Below are 13,677 nucleotides of genomic sequence, written 5' to 3' on the forward strand. Positions count from 1 at the left end.
GCTATTTCTCCTAGCCTGCGACGTGCACGCCTCAGCACAGCCAAGGAGATTCCCATGGACTTCGTCTCGATCCGCATCATCACCAGCGACGTCGCACGCCTCGTCGCGTTCTACGAGCGAGCCACCGGGATGCAGGCGGCATGGGCCACCGAGGACTTCGCCGAACTCAGGACCGCGAGCGCGACCCTCGCGATCGCCGGCACCCGCACCGTCCCGCTGTTCGCCCCGGGCTCCGCCCGCCCTGCGGACAACCACAGCGTGATCACCGAGTTCCTCGTCGACGACGTGGACCGCGTCCACCAGAACCTGACCGGCTTCGTCACCGACTTCGTCAAGGAGCCCACCACGATGCCCTGGGGCAACCGGTCGCTGTTGTTCCGCGACCCCGACGGCAACCTCGTCAACTTCTTCACCCCCGTCACCCCGGAGGCCATCGAGAAGCACGACGCGAAGGGGCACCCGGCGGCTTCGCCGGGTGCCCCGCTCCGTACTCGTACCGCTACACGAAAAGGCTGACCACCGCTGCCACCGCGAAGCCCGCCACGGAGAGGACCGACTCCAGGACCGTCCAGGTCTTCAGCGTGTCCCGCTCCGAGATGCCGAAGTACTTCGCGACCATCCAGAAGCCGCCGTCGTTGACGTGCGAGGCGAAGATCGAGCCCGCCGATATCGCCATGATGACCAGGGCGATGAAGGCCTGGGAGTAGTCGCCCTCGGAGAGGAGGGGGGCGACGATGCCCGCCGTCGTGACGATCGCGACCGTCGCCGAGCCCTGGGCCACGCGCAGGACCAGGGACAGGAGGTACGCGAGGACGATGATCGGCAGGCCCACGTCCTGGAAGGTGTCCGAGAGGGCGCCTGCCACGCCGCTCGCCTTGAGGACCGCGCCGAAGATGCCGCCCGCGCCGACCACGAGCAGGATGTTGCCGACCGGCTTCAGGGACGAGGTCGACACCCTCTCCAGGGACTTGCGGGACCAGCCGCGCCGGATGCCCAGGAGGTAGTACGCCATCAGCAGGGCGATCGTCAGGGCGACGAAGGGGCTGCCGAAGAACTCGATGACCGAGCGGAAGGTCGAGGGATCGAAGGCGATCGAGGAGAACGTCGCCAGGAGGATCAGGAACAGCGGCGTTCCGATGATCGCGAAGACCGTGCCGAGCGGCACCGGCTTCTCCTGCGGGGCCACGCCTGCCGCGTGCTGCTCGGCGACGACCGCGGCCTTCGCCTCGTCGGCGGCCTCGACCATGTCCTGGGGTACGGGCACGAAGATGCGCTTGCCGATCCACGCCGAGAAGACCCAGGCCGCGAGCACCGCGGGGATGCCGCAGACGATGCCCATCAGGATGACCCAGCCGAGGTCCACGTGGAGCAGACCGGCGGCGGCCACCGGGCCCGGGTGCGGGGGCAGGAAGGCGTGGGTCATCGACAGACCCGCGAGGAGGGGGAGGCAGTAGAGCAGGATCGACTTGCCGCTGCGCTTGGCGGCGGCGTACACGATCGGCGCGAGGACGAAGATGCCGACGTCGAAGAAGACCGGGACGCCGAAGATCAGACCCGTCAGACCCATGGCCAGCGGCGCGCGCTTCTCGCCGAAGAGGCCAAGGAGGCGGGAGGCCAACACCTCCGCGCCGCCCGACACTTCGAGGATCGCGCCGAGCATCGTGCCGAGGCCGATGATGATCGCCACATGGCCGAGGATGCCGCCCATGCCGGACTCGATGACCGAGACGGCGTCGGACTTCTGGACCGTGCCGAAGAGTTCGGTGACGGAGAGACCGGCGGAGAGACCGACGACGATGGAGACCGCGAGCAGCGCCACGAAGGGCTGAAGCCTGACCTTGATGATCAGGAAGAGCAGGAGCACGATGCCGAGCGCGGCGACCGTGAGCAGGCCTGCCGTGCCGTCGATCAGGGTGAGTATGCCGCCGGTGTGCGGTGGCTCCTCGGTGGCAGCCGCGAGCACGGCGGTGTGGGACGGGGACATCTTTGACCTCGTAAGTGCATGGGGCTTTCAGAACAGGGGCAGGGGGGATCGCGGCACGGCGCCCCGAGCAGAAGGGGGCGCCGTGCCGTGACGACGTACGGCTTGCGGGGGGAGATCGTGCTGGGGTGTGTCAGCTCAGGACGGCGAGCGCGTCGATCTCGATGAGGAGGCCCTTGGGCAGCCCGACGTAGACCGTGGTGCGGGCCGATGCCGGGGCCTTGAGGCCCTGCTCCTCGAAGTACGCGTTGTAGATCTCGTTCATCTCGGCGAAGTGGTCGACGTCCGTGAGGTAGACGCGCATCATCATCACGTCGTCCCAGGTGGCGCCGCCCTCTTCGAGGATCGCCTTGACGTTGGCGAACGTCTGGAGGGTCTGCTCGCGCAGGGTCGGGCCCGCGGGGGTGGGGGCCTTGCCCTCCTCGGCGGGGAGGAAGCCGACCTGACCGGCGACCTGAAGGATGTTGCCCTTCTTGACACCGTGGGAGAACTTGGCGGGCGGGGTGGTGTGGGTGGCCGGGGTGAGGGCGGTCTTCTCGGTGGTCATGACGTGCTCAGGCTTCCTTCAGGGGTGATTTGCCGGAGTACTCCCGGCTGATGGCGTCCGCCGTGCGGCGCACCTGCGGGAGCAGTGTGAGGAGTTCCTCGGCGGTGACGACGACATTCGGCGCGGAGACCGACATGGCGGCGACGACGCGCCCGTCCGCACCGCGGATGGGGGCCCCGATGCAGTTGATGGACTCCTCGTGGCCACCGAGGTCGGTGGCCCAGCCCTGTTCGCGTACGGCGCTGAGCTCCTTGAGGAACGCGGCGGCGTTGGGCGTCGAACGGGACGTGTAGGTGGGGTAGTCGAGCTTCTCCGCGATGGCGCGGCGCTCGGCCTCGGGGAAGTCGGAGATCAGCAGCTTCGCCACGGCGGCGACGGTGATGGCCACCGGCTTGCCGATACGGGAGTACATCCGCACCGGGTAGCGGCTCTCGACCTTGTCGATGTAGAGGACTTCCTGCTCCTCGTAGACGGCGAGGTGGACCGTGTGGCCGCACCGCTCGTTGAGGGCGAGGAGGTGGGGGTGGGCGATCTCGCGCACGTCCAGGTTCTCGACGGCTTCCTGGGCGAGCGCGAAGAGCCGCGCGCCGAGGCGGTAGCGCTGGTCGGACTGGCGGAAGACCAGGCCGTGCTCGTGGAGGGTGCGCAGGAGCCGCAGGGCCGTGGACTTGTGGACGCCGAGCCGGTCGGCGACCTGTCCGAGGTCCGCGGGGCCCTCGGCGAGCAGCGGCAGGATCGAAAGCGCGCGGTCGACGGTCTGGCTCATGTGGTTCGTACCTCCTCCTCGGCCCCGGTGTCCTCCGGGACGTACGCCGTCCAGCCGGGGCCGAGACGAAGTGTCTCCCAGGCGGAGTCGTCGAGGTCCGCGAGGCGGTCGGCGTGGGCGCGGGCGGGCGGCGTGGCGAGGTCGCCGGGGACGGTGAGCGCGGCGGCGGCCATCAGGTGGCCGTGCCGGAGCCGGTGCGCGGCGGGCAGGCCGCGCAGCGTGGCGGAGAGGAATCCGGCGGCGAAGGCGTCGCCGGCACCGACGGGGGCCACGACGTCCACGGTCAGGGCGGCCTGGAAGACGGGGTCCTCGCCATGCCGGTAGACGGTGGCGCCCCGGCTGCCCTGCTTGACGACGAGGGTGGCGGGTTCGGGCAGGGCGGCGCGGACGGCGTCGGGGCCGCCGGTCACGCCCCAGGCCGCGGCGGCCTCGTCCTCGCCGACGAAGACGAGGTCGGCGCCGCGCGCGAGGCCGAGGAGGACTCCCGGGCCCTCCTGCGCGTCCTTCCACAGGCCGGGGCGGTGGTTGACGTCGAACGAGACCAGCGGGGCGCGGTCCGGGCGCCGCGCGCAGAGGTGGCGTACGAGGTCGAGGCAGTCGGCGGAGAGCGCGGGCGTGATGCCCGACAGATGCAGGACGCGGCCCGAGGCGAGCGCGTCCTCGTCCACGGAGGCCGGGGACATCGCGGAGGCCGCCGAGCCCGCGCGGTAGTAGACGACCTCGTGGGCGTCGGCGTCGCGGTCGTCGGCGGTGCGGAAGTAGACGCCGGTGGGGCGGTGCGGGTCGCGGCCGACGGCGGAGGTGTCCACGCCGTAGCGGGCGATCGTCTCGACGAGGTGGTCGCCGAAGCCGTCGGCGCCGACGCGGCTGACCCAGCGGGTGGTGTGTCCCGCGGCGGCGAGCGCGCAGACGACGTTGGACTCGGCGCCGCCGATCCCGCGGTCGAATGAGGGCACGTCGGCGAGGCGCCCAGGACGCGCGGGCAGGAAGGTGACCATGGACTCGCCGAGCGCCACGACGTCCACCGCCGCGTGGGCGGCCGTCTCCTCGACGGGCCGTACGGCTGCCTGTGCGGTCACGATCTTCCAGCCCCTCAACCGACTCTCCGGATCCGTTGACCCGGCGTTGGCTCGGATGTTAGACAGCAGTAAGCGACATACGCAATGACTGTTGCACATAGTGCAACGCACTCCTGGAGGAGGCGCCCATGGCCGCCGACAACGCCGTCGAACGTCCCGCCGATCCGTTGGCCGCGCTCGCGGACGAGCGGGTGGACCACCGCTTCAAGGGGCTGCCGCCGGACGCCGAAGGACTGACGGTCGGGGAGCTCGCGGCCCAGCGCCGGAACCTCTTCACGGGCGGCTTCACCACCCCCGTGCTCGCCCTCTCCGCCGAGCGCCTCGAACACAACCTCGCACTCATGGAGACGTACGCGGAGCGGCACGGCCTCGCCTTCGCGCCGCACGGCAAGACGTCGATGGCCCCGCAGCTCTTCCGGCGGCAGCTCGACCGCGGCGCCTGGGGCATCACGCTCGCGGTGCCGCACCAGGTGCGCGTGGCACGGGCGTTCGGCACACCGAGGGTCTTCCTCGCCAACGAGCTGGTCGACGCGGCGGCCCTGCGCTGGCTCGCCGGTGAACTCGGCGCCGACCCGTCCTTCCGTTTCATCTGCTACGTCGACTCCGTGCGCGGCGTCCGGGCGATGCACGCCGCGCTCAGCGAGGCAGGGGCGACGCGCCCGGTCGACGTCGTCGTCGAGCTGGCCGCGGGCGACGGGGCGCGGACCGGGGTACGGACCGAGGCCGAGTGCTTCGAGATCGCCGACGCCGTCGCCGCGGCGGACACGCTGCGCCTCGTGGGCGTCGCCGGGTACGAGGGCGAGGTGCCGCAGGCCTCGACGGAGACGGTCACCGCCTGGCTGCGGCGGCTCGTCGCGCTGCTCGTCGACCTCGACAAGGCGGGGCGGTTCGCGGACCTGCCGGAGGTCGTGGTCAGCGCGGGCGGCAGTGCGTGGTTCGACGCGGTGGCGTCGGTCTTCGAGGAGATCCCGGAGCTTTCCGTGCCGGTGCTCAAGCTGCTCCGCTCCGGGGCGTACGTGTCGCATGACGACGGTCACTACCGCCACCTCACGCCCTTCAACCGCGTCCCGCAGGAGGGCGCGCTCGAACCGGCCTTCCGGCTGTGGGCGCAGGTGGTGTCCCGGCCCTCGCCGGAGCAGGCGTTCACCAACGCGGGGAAGCGGGACGCCGCGTACGACCTCGACATGCCCGAGGCCCAGGTCGTACGGGACGGGAGCGACGGCGTCGAGCGGGCCGCGACCGGGATCACGGTGACCGGGCTCTCCGACCAGCACGGGTGGCTGCGGACCTCCCCGGAGGCGGAGCTCTCCGTGGGCGACTGGGTGGGGATGGGGCTCTCGCATCCCTGCACGGCGTTCGACAAGTGGCAGCTGATTCCCCTGGTCGAGGGGGACGGGACGGTCACGGACTACGTCCGGACGTTCTTCTGACCCCTGGGTCCCGACCGCCCCCGGCGCGCCGCCGCTCCGCCCGTGGCCCGGGGGCATCCCCTGAACCGCCGCTCCGCGGCGGACGCTTCCCGCCCACCCACCCGTTCACCCCGCGGCGACAACCCGCCGAGAACCACCCGAAGAGGAGTCGCACCATGGATCTGGTGATCCGGGACGCGCGTGTCATGGACGGCACCGGAGGTGCCTCCTACCGCGCCGACATCGGCGTACACGAGGGCAGGATCACCGAGATCCGCAGAGAGGGCGCAGGAGAGGGGCCCCGGCTCACGGGGCTCTGCAACCTGGACGCCCAGGGCCTCGCCCTCGCGCCCGGCTTCATCGACATGCACGCCCACAGCGACCTCGCCCTGCTCCGGGACCCCGAGCACACCGCGAAGGCCGCCCAGGGCGTGACCCTGGAGGTCATCGGCCAGGACGGCCTCAGCTACGCCCCGGTCGACGACCGCACCCTCGCCCAGGTCCGCCGGGCCATCACCGGCTGGAACGGCGACGGCGGCGACATCGACTTCACGTGGCGCACGGTCGGCGGCTACCTCGACACGCTCGACGGTGCGCACGGCGGCCACGGCATCGCGGTGAACGCCGCGTACCTCATCCCGCAGGGCACCGTACGGATGTACGCCGTGGGCTGGGACGACCGCCCGGCCACACCCGCCGAGCTCGACCGCATGCGGCAGCTCGTCGCCGAGGGCATGCGGGAAGGCGCCGTCGGCATGTCGTCGGGGCTCACCTACACCCCGGGCATGTACGCCGACGACTCCGAACTGACCGAACTCTGCAAGGTCGTGGCCCGGCACAACGGCTACTACTGCCCCCACCACCGCAGTTACGGTGCCGGCGCCCTCCAGGCGTACGAGGAGATGGTGAACCTCACGAGGACCGCGCACTGCCCGCTGCACCTCGCGCACGCCACCATGAACTTCGGCGTGAACAAGGGCAAGGCCCCCGACCTGCTCGCCCTCCTCGACGACGCCCTCGCGCGGGGCGCGGACATCACGCTCGACACGTACCCCTACACCCCGGGCTGTACGACCCTCGTCGCGATGCTGCCGAGCTGGGCGAGCGAAGGCGGGCCCGACGCCATCCTCGCCCGCCTCCAGGACGACTCGACCGCCGAGAAGATCCGCCACCACATGGAGGTCATCGGCGCGGACGGCTGCCACGGCGTACCCATCGAGTGGGACACCATCGAGATCTCCGGCGTCTCCGACCCCGGGCTCGCCGCGTTCGTCGGCAAGACGGTCAAGGAGTCCGCCGACATGCGCGGCGAGGCCCCCTGGGTCACCGCCCGCAGGCTCCTGGTCGACGACAAGCTGGGCTCGACGATCCTCCAGCACGTCGGCCACGAGGAGAACGTCCAGGCGATCATGCGCCACCCGGTGCACACCGGCGGCAGCGACGGCATCCTTCAGGGCTTCAAGCCGCACCCACGGGCGTACGGGACGTTCCCGCAGTACCTCGGGCGCTACGCGCGCGAACTCGGCGTGATGTCCCTGGAGGAGACCGTCGCGCACCTCACCTCGCGCCCGGCCGCCCGGCTGCGGCTCGCCGACCGGGGCCTGGTCCGCGAGGGCTACCGCGCCGACCTGGTCCTCTTCGACCCGGAGACGGTCGCCGCGGGCTCGACCTTCGAGGCGCCCCGCACGCTGCCCACCGGCATTCCGCACGTCCTGATCGACGGCAGGTTCGTGATGCGGGACGGGCTGCGCACGGACGTCCTCGCGGGACGCGCCATACGCAGGACGCCGTAGGGGCCGACGGCCGCGGACATGCGAAAGGCCCGGGAAGCCGATGCTTCCCGGGCCTTCGCCGCGCTCTAGACGACGGTCGTCGGCCACGTCTCCTCGACCGGCGCGGGAGCGGCCGGCGCCGGGGCGGCGCTACAGGTGAAGCCCAGGCCGGTGAGGGCCCGGACGACCTCGCCCGCGGAGAAGTCACGGCGGTCCTGCCGCGTGATCAGCTCCCCCACCTGCTTCACGGGGTACTGGCGGCGGCCGATGAGCACGGACTCGGCCGTGATGGGCTCGGGCTTGACGCCCTTCATGGCCTGCTCGACGTCGCTCTTGAAGAAGTCGAAGGGGAAACGGGCGATGACACAGCGCATGGTGCCTCACAGAGGTCGGGAGGGACGGGCGGACGGGCTCTTCGGTCAGGCGGCCTTGCCGTGCGAAGTCCCGCCCTGGCCGCCGCCCTGCGAGCGGGCGGCGTACGCGCGGCGCGCACGGCCGTCGCGGGGGCGTCGGCCACGGCCCGATGCGGCACCGCGTCCCGCGTCGGACCTCGGCGGGGCGGCGATGGTCACCGGGGTGCCCGAGGGGGCCTGGGCGCCGGTCACCCGCGTCAGTTCGGCGTCGCCGGAGCGCACCTGCGCGGTCTGCGGGGTGATGCCCGCGGCGGCGAGGAGACGGCTCATGTCCCTGCGCTGCGCCGAGGTCACCAGGGTGACGACGCTGCCGGACCCGCCGGCCCTGGCGGTGCGGCCACCGCGGTGCAGATAGTCCTTGTGGTCGGCGGGCGGGTCCACGTTGACGACCAGGTCGAGGTCGTCGACGTGGATGCCGCGGGCCGCGACGTTGGTGGCGACCAGCGCCGTGACCTGGCCGGACTTGAACTGGGCCAGGGTGCGGGTGCGCTGCGGCTGGGACTTGCCGCCGTGCAGCGCCGCCGCCCGGACGCCGCTGCTGAGCAGGTGCGTGGTGAGCCGGTCCACCGCGTGCTTGGTGTCCAGGAAGAGGAGCACCCGCCCGTCGCGGGCCGCGATCTCCGTGGTCGTGGCGTACTTGTCGGCGCCGTGCACCTGGAGCACGTGGTGCTCCATCGTGGTGACCGCGCCCGCCGAGGGGTCGACCGAGTGGACGACCGGGTCGCTGAGGTAGCGGCGGACCAGGAGGTCGACGTTGCGGTCCAGGGTGGCCGAGAACAGCATCCGCTGGCCGCCGGGGCGCACCTGGTCGAGCAACTCGGTGACCTGCGGCAGGAAGCCCATGTCGGCCATCTGGTCGGCCTCGTCCAGGACGGTGATGGCGACGTCGTCCAGCCGGCAGTCGCGGCGCTCGATGAGGTCCTTGAGCCGTCCCGGCGTCGCGACGACGACCTCGGCCCCGGCGCGCAGCGCGCCGGCCTGGCGTCCGATCGACATGCCGCCGACCACGGTCGCCATGCGCAGCCGCACCGCCTTGGCGTACGGGGTGAGCGCGTCGGTCACCTGCTGCGCCAGCTCACGGGTGGGTACGAGGATCAGCGCGAGGGGCTTGCGGGGCTCGGCGCGCTGCCCCGCCGTGCGCGCGAGCACCGCGAGGCCGAAGGCGAGGGTCTTGCCCGATCCGGTGCGCCCGCGGCCGAGGACGTCACGGCCCGCGAGGGAGTTGGGCAGCGTGGCCGCCTGGATCGGGAAGGGCTCGGTGACGCCGAGGCGCGTGAGGGTGGGCGGCAGGGCGTCCGGCAGTCCGAGCGCCGCGAAGTCCTCGACGGGCGGCAGGGCCGGGGTGACGGTCACCGGCAGCGCGAACTCTCCCTGGAGGGCGGCGGGACGACGGCCCGATCCCCTGGAGTACGAGCGCCCGGCCGAGCGGGAACCGCCCGAGCCGCGGTAGCTGCTGTTCGACGGACGGCCATCTGTGCGAGATGAGCGGTTCATGGAGAACCTTCCTCGATGCGGCGCGTATCGAGGAATTCATCCGGCACGGAAGGGTGCCGAGAATTGCAGGAACGGGCCGGAACAAATTAAACATGAATTCGGCCGCAATTTATTGAGAAAGCGGCCGGTCTGACTCGCCCGACATGCCGGGGGTCTTCACCGGGATGCCTCAGGGGCGGTCATCGGGGCGCGAGGCCCCGGAAAAAGCAACGGGCTGGGGCCCGCACCCAAGGTGCGGGCCCCAGCCACGAAGTACGCGTGAGCGTCAGGCAGGCAGGATGTTCTCGGCCTGCGGGCCCTTCTGGCCCTGCGTGACGTCGAAGGTCACCTTCTGGCCCTCCTGGAGCTCACGGAAGCCCTGGGTGGCGATGTTCGAGTAGTGGGCGAAGACGTCAGCGCCGCCACCCTCCTGCTCGATGAAGCCGAAGCCCTTTTCCGAGTTGAACCACTTCACGGTGCCGTTAGCCATGTCATATCTCCTTCGGGGCAGTGCCCGTGGAATCCACACTGTGCGAACTCCGCGTCGCCGCGATGATTACCCCGTCCGGATAGACCGGCAATACAAAGTGCTCCGTCGACACAGAAAGTCGACCGGAGCACTTGGAGTCTCTGGGAACCACAACTGCAACTGGAAATGACACTAGCACGGCCGACGCGATGACGCAGTACTTTTCATACCGCTCTGCCGGTCGGCGGATAAACCCTCATCGCGCATCGGGCGAATTTCTGCATCTGCCGGAACAGATATCTGCCGGCGGGCTCGGACTCAGGAGGACGGTGTCCCTTCGGCTTGCCCGGCGGGGCCGCACAGCTCGTCGTTACGGCGCAGCGCGTCGTCGAGCTGGTCCTCCAGGAGGACGATGCGGCAGGCGGCCTCGATCGGCGTGCCCTGGTCCACGAGCTCGCGGGCGCGTGCGGCGACGCGGAGCTGCTGGCGGGAGTAGCGGCGGTGGCCGCCGTCGGACCGCAGCGGGGTGACGAGGCCGGCCTCGCCGACCGCCCGGAGGAATCCGGGCGTGGCGCCGATCATCTCGGCGGCGCGGCCCATCGTGTAGGCGGGGTAGTCGTCGTCATCGAACCGATCGGGGCCATGCGTGAGGGTCTCTGAGGGCATTTGCACCTTTTCCTGAACGCGTCGAGGGGCCTGGTGCCGTACGGCACCAGGCCCCGAGGGGTTTCAACACCATCTGCCGGCTATGTGCGCCGGTTGTCTGTTTCCGCACAACCGCCCGAGAGGGCGGGGACGCGGGGATCGCGAATGCGTGACCGGGGACCACCTTCCAATCCGGGGCCTGCGGTACCCGAGCGGCTCGAACCTCGCCCGGGCGATCCTGATGGCGTCAACTCCTCTCGTCTCTCTTCACTGACAGCCCTTCATCGACTGTCGTTGGCTACACGAGGAACTCTAGCCACGGCAGCCACGCATGTCTACCGTAACCGCGATAGATTTTCGCAGCCGGAGGAGCAGGGATCCCGGCGCCCGAGCCGCCCTCCGCCTCGGTAGGCTCATCGGTCATGTCGAAGCCTGACGAACTGCTCGTCGACATCGCCTCTCTGGTGGAGTCCGAGCACAGCAATCAGATGTCCCTCACCGTGGTCGTGGCCGGCGCCGTCATCACCGGCCGCCTGGCCCCGGAAGCCCTGTGGCGGCGGCGCGTGGCCGAAGTCCTGAAGGACTCCGACCGGCTCCGTCCCTTCGCCGCCGTCTTCGCGGGGGACGGGGCGGGCTCCGGTCCGCCGCCCGAGCCCGCCCAGCCCACCCACCTCCACTTCCATCTGGCACGCATCATCCAGGGCAGCCTCGGCCTCCCCGAGACGGGCGGGATGTACCGCATCCCGCTCCAGGACGTGAGCGCCTGGAGCATCGGAGACCTCAGCTACTCGGAGAACTGAACGAGCGCACCACCCGACCAGCCCCGGCCCCGGGCGGACCTGACCGGCCGCCCCGGGGCCGGGGGCTGCGCTACCGGGCCCCGGACGGCTTGGGCAGCTCGCAGCCCGCGCGGCTCAGGTCGATCTCGTTGCCCGCGCCGACGCAGGGGACGATCCAGTAGGTCTGCTGGGCGTAGTTGATGCCCTTGCGGACGGTGACCTCGCCGTTCTCGTCGACCTCGCAGGGGTTGTTGTCCGTGCACCGGCCGCCGCTCTCGTTGCCGGTGTTGTTGACGGCGACGACCTTGCCGGTCTCGTCGTCGATCACCGGCGAGCCGGACGTGCCGCCGGCCGTCTTGCATGCGGGGGTGTAGCGGACCGAGTCCTTCCAGGTCCAGTCACCCTCCTTCAGGCGGTGCGCGAAGCCGTCGACGCCGCACTTGTAGAGCTTCTTCCAGTAGCCCGACGCGACGGTGATCGCCCGGCCCTGCCCGGGACGCTGCCCGTCCAGCTCCAGGGCCTGGGTCCCGTACTTGCTCTCCACCTGCGCGTAGGTGCTGGTGAGCCGGTAGAGCGACATGTCCGTGTCGGTCATGGTGGCGTACGCGATCTTGTCGGCCTTGAGCGTCCCGAGCCTTCCGCCCGCGCCGTCGAGCAGCGTGAAGCTGCGCGTGGAGGGCTGGTCGACCACGACCTCGCCCGGCGCGGGGAAGCCGCTCTCCACGCAGTGGCCGTTGGACAGGACGAGCGCGCGGTCGCCGGGCTGTGAGTCGGGCACGCGGACGACGGAGCCGGAACAGTTGCTGAGCGCCACCGTCCCCGCGAGATCGACGGCCTTGATCTTCGCGGGCGGTTCGTCGCTCACGGCGGTGGCGGGCGCCGCCGTCGCCCCTATGAGCAGGGCGGCGAAGCACGCACCGACGAGAGGCTTCTTCATGTGGGGGTCCCCTCAGATGACTGTGTGACCGGAGCAACTCCGGTTTTGTCATGCGCATTGTTGAGGACGCCCGGCACCCGGAACAAGGGCGCACCCGCGGGAGAGCCACCCGGGGCATCCGCCGCCCCGCCGGCCGGAACACCCCGTAAGCTCGCGCGCATGCAGGTCATCCAGTCGACGAAGCTCGCCAACGTCTGTTACGAGATCCGGGGCCCCGTGCTCGACGAGGCGATGCGGCTGGAGTCGGCGGGCCATCGCATCCTGAAGCTGAACACCGGCAATCCCGCCGCCTTCGGCTTCGAGTGCCCGCCCGAGATCCTGGAGGACATCCTCCGCAACGTCGGCGCCGCACACGGCTACGGCGACGCGAAGGGCCTCCTCGCGGCCCGCCGCGCGGTCGTCATGCACAACCAGACCCTGGGCATCGAGACCGACGTCGAGCACGTCTTCATCGGCAACGGCGTCTCCGAGCTCATCGTGATGGCCATGCAGGGCCTGCTCGACGACGGCGACGAGGTCCTCGTACCGGCGCCCGACTACCCCCTGTGGACCGCGGCCGTCTCGCTGTCCGGCGGCACCGCCGTGCACTACCGCTGCGACGAGCAGGCCGACTGGATGCCGGACCTCGCCGACATCGAGCGCAAGGTGACCGACCGCACCAAGGCGATCGTGATCATCAACCCGAACAACCCGACCGGCGCCGTCTACAGCGAGGAGATGCTGCGCGGCCTCACCGACATCGCGCGCCGCCACAACCTCCTGGTCTGCTCCGACGAGATCTACGACAAGATCCTCTACGACGGCGCCACGCACACGCCGACCGCCGCCGTCGCCCCCGACCTGCTGACCCTCACCTTCAACGGCATGTCGAAGGCGTACCGGGTCGCGGGGTACCGCGTCGGCTGGATGGCCGTCTCGGGGCCCAAGGCGCACGCCTCCTCGTACATCGAGGGCCTGACGATCCTCGCCAACATGCGCCTGTGCGCGAACATGCCGGGCCAGCACGGTGTCGTCGCCGCGCTGAGCGGGCGGCAGACGATCAATGACCTGGTGCTGCCGGGCGGGCGGCTCCTTGAGCAGCGCGACACGGCGTACGACCTGCTGACTCAGATCCCCGGGGTGAGCTGCGTGAAGCCCAAGGGGTCGCTCTACCTCTTCCCGCGGCTCGACCCGAAGGTCTTCAAGATCAAGGACGACCGGCAGATGGTCCTCGACCTGCTGCGGGCCGAGAAGATCATGGTGGTCCACGGCACGGGCTTCAACTGGCCCGAGCCCGACCACTTCCGCGTCGTGACCCTGCCGACGGCGACGGACCTCGCGGAGGCGGTCACGCGGATCGGCAACTTCCTGGACGGCTACAGCCAGCCGTAGCGCGGCGGCGCGGCGCCGGACGCTGGGCCTTCGGAC

Annotated in this window: 14 protein-coding genes; 5 read left to right on the forward strand and 9 right to left on the reverse strand. The window is 70.8% G+C overall.

All coding sequences use genetic code 11. The annotated features are described in order from the left end of the window. The first annotated feature begins 54 nt into the window (after positions 1-54). Entirely contained in the window at positions 55-516 is a 462-nt protein-coding gene (locus ACZ6JY_RS21715; RefSeq protein WP_469197762.1) for a VOC family protein, read from the forward strand. Here ACZ6JY_RS21715 and ACZ6JY_RS21720 read toward each other — a convergent pair. The 4 genes from ACZ6JY_RS21720 to ACZ6JY_RS21735 all read right to left on the reverse strand — a co-directional run bounded on the left by ACZ6JY_RS21720 (position 500) and on the right by ACZ6JY_RS21735 (position 4,292). Next, positions 500-1,984 (reverse strand): GntP family permease, encoded by a 1,485-nt coding sequence (locus ACZ6JY_RS21720; RefSeq protein ID WP_469197764.1) that lies wholly within the window; start codon positions 1,982-1,984, stop codon positions 500-502. The two genes, ACZ6JY_RS21715 and ACZ6JY_RS21720, sit on opposite strands and share 17 nt — an antisense overlap. Positions 1,985-2,114: 130 nt before the next feature. Beyond that, on the reverse strand, positions 2,115-2,528 hold the full coding sequence (locus ACZ6JY_RS21725; protein ID WP_062770654.1) for a RidA family protein: 414 nt from the start codon (positions 2,526-2,528) through the stop codon (positions 2,115-2,117). A gap of 7 nt (positions 2,529-2,535) precedes the next feature. Continuing rightward, a complete protein-coding gene (locus ACZ6JY_RS21730; RefSeq protein ID WP_469197766.1) occupies positions 2,536-3,294 on the reverse strand; it encodes an IclR family transcriptional regulator in 759 nt (252 codons plus the stop codon). Next, complete coding sequence (locus tag ACZ6JY_RS21735) at positions 3,291-4,292, reverse strand: sugar kinase (RefSeq protein WP_469198032.1); 1,002 nt, start codon at positions 4,290-4,292, stop codon at positions 3,291-3,293. Before ACZ6JY_RS21735 ends, ACZ6JY_RS21730 begins: the two co-directional genes overlap by 4 nt. A gap of 209 nt (positions 4,293-4,501) precedes the next feature. Between ACZ6JY_RS21735 and ACZ6JY_RS21740 the strand changes: the two genes are divergently transcribed. Both ACZ6JY_RS21740 and ACZ6JY_RS21745 read left to right on the forward strand, forming a co-directional pair. Further along, positions 4,502-5,803: an amino acid deaminase gene (locus tag ACZ6JY_RS21740; RefSeq protein WP_469197768.1), complete on the forward strand. Its 1,302-nt coding sequence runs from the start codon at positions 4,502-4,504 to the stop codon at positions 5,801-5,803. Positions 5,804-5,958: 155 nt separating this feature from the next. Next, on the forward strand, positions 5,959-7,575 hold the full coding sequence (locus ACZ6JY_RS21745; protein WP_469197770.1) for an N-acyl-D-amino-acid deacylase family protein: 1,617 nt from the start codon (positions 5,959-5,961) through the stop codon (positions 7,573-7,575). 65 nt (positions 7,576-7,640) lie between these two features. Here ACZ6JY_RS21745 and ACZ6JY_RS21750 read toward each other — a convergent pair whose 3' ends face one another. The 4 genes from ACZ6JY_RS21750 to ACZ6JY_RS21765 all read right to left on the reverse strand — a co-directional run bounded on the left by ACZ6JY_RS21750 (position 7,641) and on the right by ACZ6JY_RS21765 (position 10,575). Further along, positions 7,641-7,928 carry an SCO5918 family protein gene (locus ACZ6JY_RS21750; protein ID WP_469197772.1) on the reverse strand — a complete coding sequence of 96 codons (288 nt, stop codon included), beginning with the start codon at positions 7,926-7,928 and terminating at the stop codon, positions 7,641-7,643. A gap of 45 nt (positions 7,929-7,973) precedes the next feature. Next, positions 7,974-9,461, reverse strand: a complete 1,488-nt coding sequence (locus ACZ6JY_RS21755) for a DEAD/DEAH box helicase (RefSeq protein WP_469197774.1) — start codon at positions 9,459-9,461, stop codon at positions 7,974-7,976. 265 nt (positions 9,462-9,726) lie between these two features. Beyond that, the gene (locus ACZ6JY_RS21760) at positions 9,727-9,930 is read right to left on the reverse strand and encodes a cold-shock protein (RefSeq protein WP_062780821.1); all 204 of its coding nucleotides are present in this window, start codon (positions 9,928-9,930) and stop codon (positions 9,727-9,729) included. A 297-nt stretch (positions 9,931-10,227) separates the two neighbouring features. Beyond that, complete coding sequence (locus tag ACZ6JY_RS21765; protein ID WP_469197777.1) at positions 10,228-10,575, reverse strand: MerR family transcriptional regulator; 348 nt, start codon at positions 10,573-10,575, stop codon at positions 10,228-10,230. 401 nt (positions 10,576-10,976) lie between these two features. On the opposite strand from ACZ6JY_RS21765, the gene ACZ6JY_RS21770 reads away from it, so the two are divergent. After that, the gene (locus tag ACZ6JY_RS21770) at positions 10,977-11,354 is read left to right on the forward strand and encodes a hypothetical protein (RefSeq protein ID WP_469197779.1); all 378 of its coding nucleotides are present in this window, start codon (positions 10,977-10,979) and stop codon (positions 11,352-11,354) included. A 70-nt stretch (positions 11,355-11,424) separates the two neighbouring features. Here ACZ6JY_RS21770 and ACZ6JY_RS21775 read toward each other — a convergent pair whose 3' ends face one another. Continuing rightward, positions 11,425-12,270, reverse strand: a complete 846-nt coding sequence (locus ACZ6JY_RS21775; RefSeq protein WP_469197781.1) for a S1 family peptidase — start codon at positions 12,268-12,270, stop codon at positions 11,425-11,427. A gap of 159 nt (positions 12,271-12,429) precedes the next feature. On the opposite strand from ACZ6JY_RS21775, the gene ACZ6JY_RS21780 reads away from it, so the two are divergent. After that, the gene (locus ACZ6JY_RS21780) at positions 12,430-13,641 is read left to right on the forward strand and encodes a pyridoxal phosphate-dependent aminotransferase (protein WP_469197783.1); all 1,212 of its coding nucleotides are present in this window, start codon (positions 12,430-12,432) and stop codon (positions 13,639-13,641) included. Positions 13,642-13,677: the final 36 nt, after the last annotated feature.

It is taken from the genome of Streptomyces sp. NPDC046335, from assembly GCF_055587985.1.

Bases quoted from the DNA above. Each gene is read 5' to 3' on its own strand.
- ACZ6JY_RS21720 (WP_469197764.1), bottom strand. From the start codon at position 1,984: ATGTCCCCGTCCCACACCGCCGTGCTCGCGGCTGCCACCGAGGAGCCA.
- ACZ6JY_RS21780 (WP_469197783.1), top strand. From the start codon at position 12,430: ATGCAGGTCATCCAGTCGACGAAGCTCGCCAACGTCTGTTACGAGATC.
- ACZ6JY_RS21735 (WP_469198032.1), bottom strand. From the start codon at position 4,292: ATGGTCACCTTCCTGCCCGCGCGTCCTGGGCGCCTCGCCGACGTGCCC.
- ACZ6JY_RS21730 (WP_469197766.1), bottom strand. From the start codon at position 3,294: ATGAGCCAGACCGTCGACCGCGCGCTTTCGATCCTGCCGCTGCTCGCC.
- ACZ6JY_RS21740 (WP_469197768.1), top strand. From the start codon at position 4,502: ATGGCCGCCGACAACGCCGTCGAACGTCCCGCCGATCCGTTGGCCGCG.
- ACZ6JY_RS21725 (WP_062770654.1), bottom strand. From the start codon at position 2,528: ATGACCACCGAGAAGACCGCCCTCACCCCGGCCACCCACACCACCCCG.
- ACZ6JY_RS21750 (WP_469197772.1), bottom strand. From the start codon at position 7,928: ATGCGCTGTGTCATCGCCCGTTTCCCCTTCGACTTCTTCAAGAGCGAC.
- ACZ6JY_RS21745 (WP_469197770.1), top strand. From the start codon at position 5,959: ATGGATCTGGTGATCCGGGACGCGCGTGTCATGGACGGCACCGGAGGT.
- ACZ6JY_RS21715 (WP_469197762.1), top strand. From the start codon at position 55: ATGGACTTCGTCTCGATCCGCATCATCACCAGCGACGTCGCACGCCTC.
- ACZ6JY_RS21765 (WP_469197777.1), bottom strand. From the start codon at position 10,575: ATGCCCTCAGAGACCCTCACGCATGGCCCCGATCGGTTCGATGACGAC.
- ACZ6JY_RS21770 (WP_469197779.1), top strand. From the start codon at position 10,977: ATGTCGAAGCCTGACGAACTGCTCGTCGACATCGCCTCTCTGGTGGAG.
- ACZ6JY_RS21755 (WP_469197774.1), bottom strand. From the start codon at position 9,461: ATGAACCGCTCATCTCGCACAGATGGCCGTCCGTCGAACAGCAGCTAC.
- ACZ6JY_RS21760 (WP_062780821.1), bottom strand. From the start codon at position 9,930: ATGGCTAACGGCACCGTGAAGTGGTTCAACTCGGAAAAGGGCTTCGGC.
- ACZ6JY_RS21775 (WP_469197781.1), bottom strand. From the start codon at position 12,270: ATGAAGAAGCCTCTCGTCGGTGCGTGCTTCGCCGCCCTGCTCATAGGG.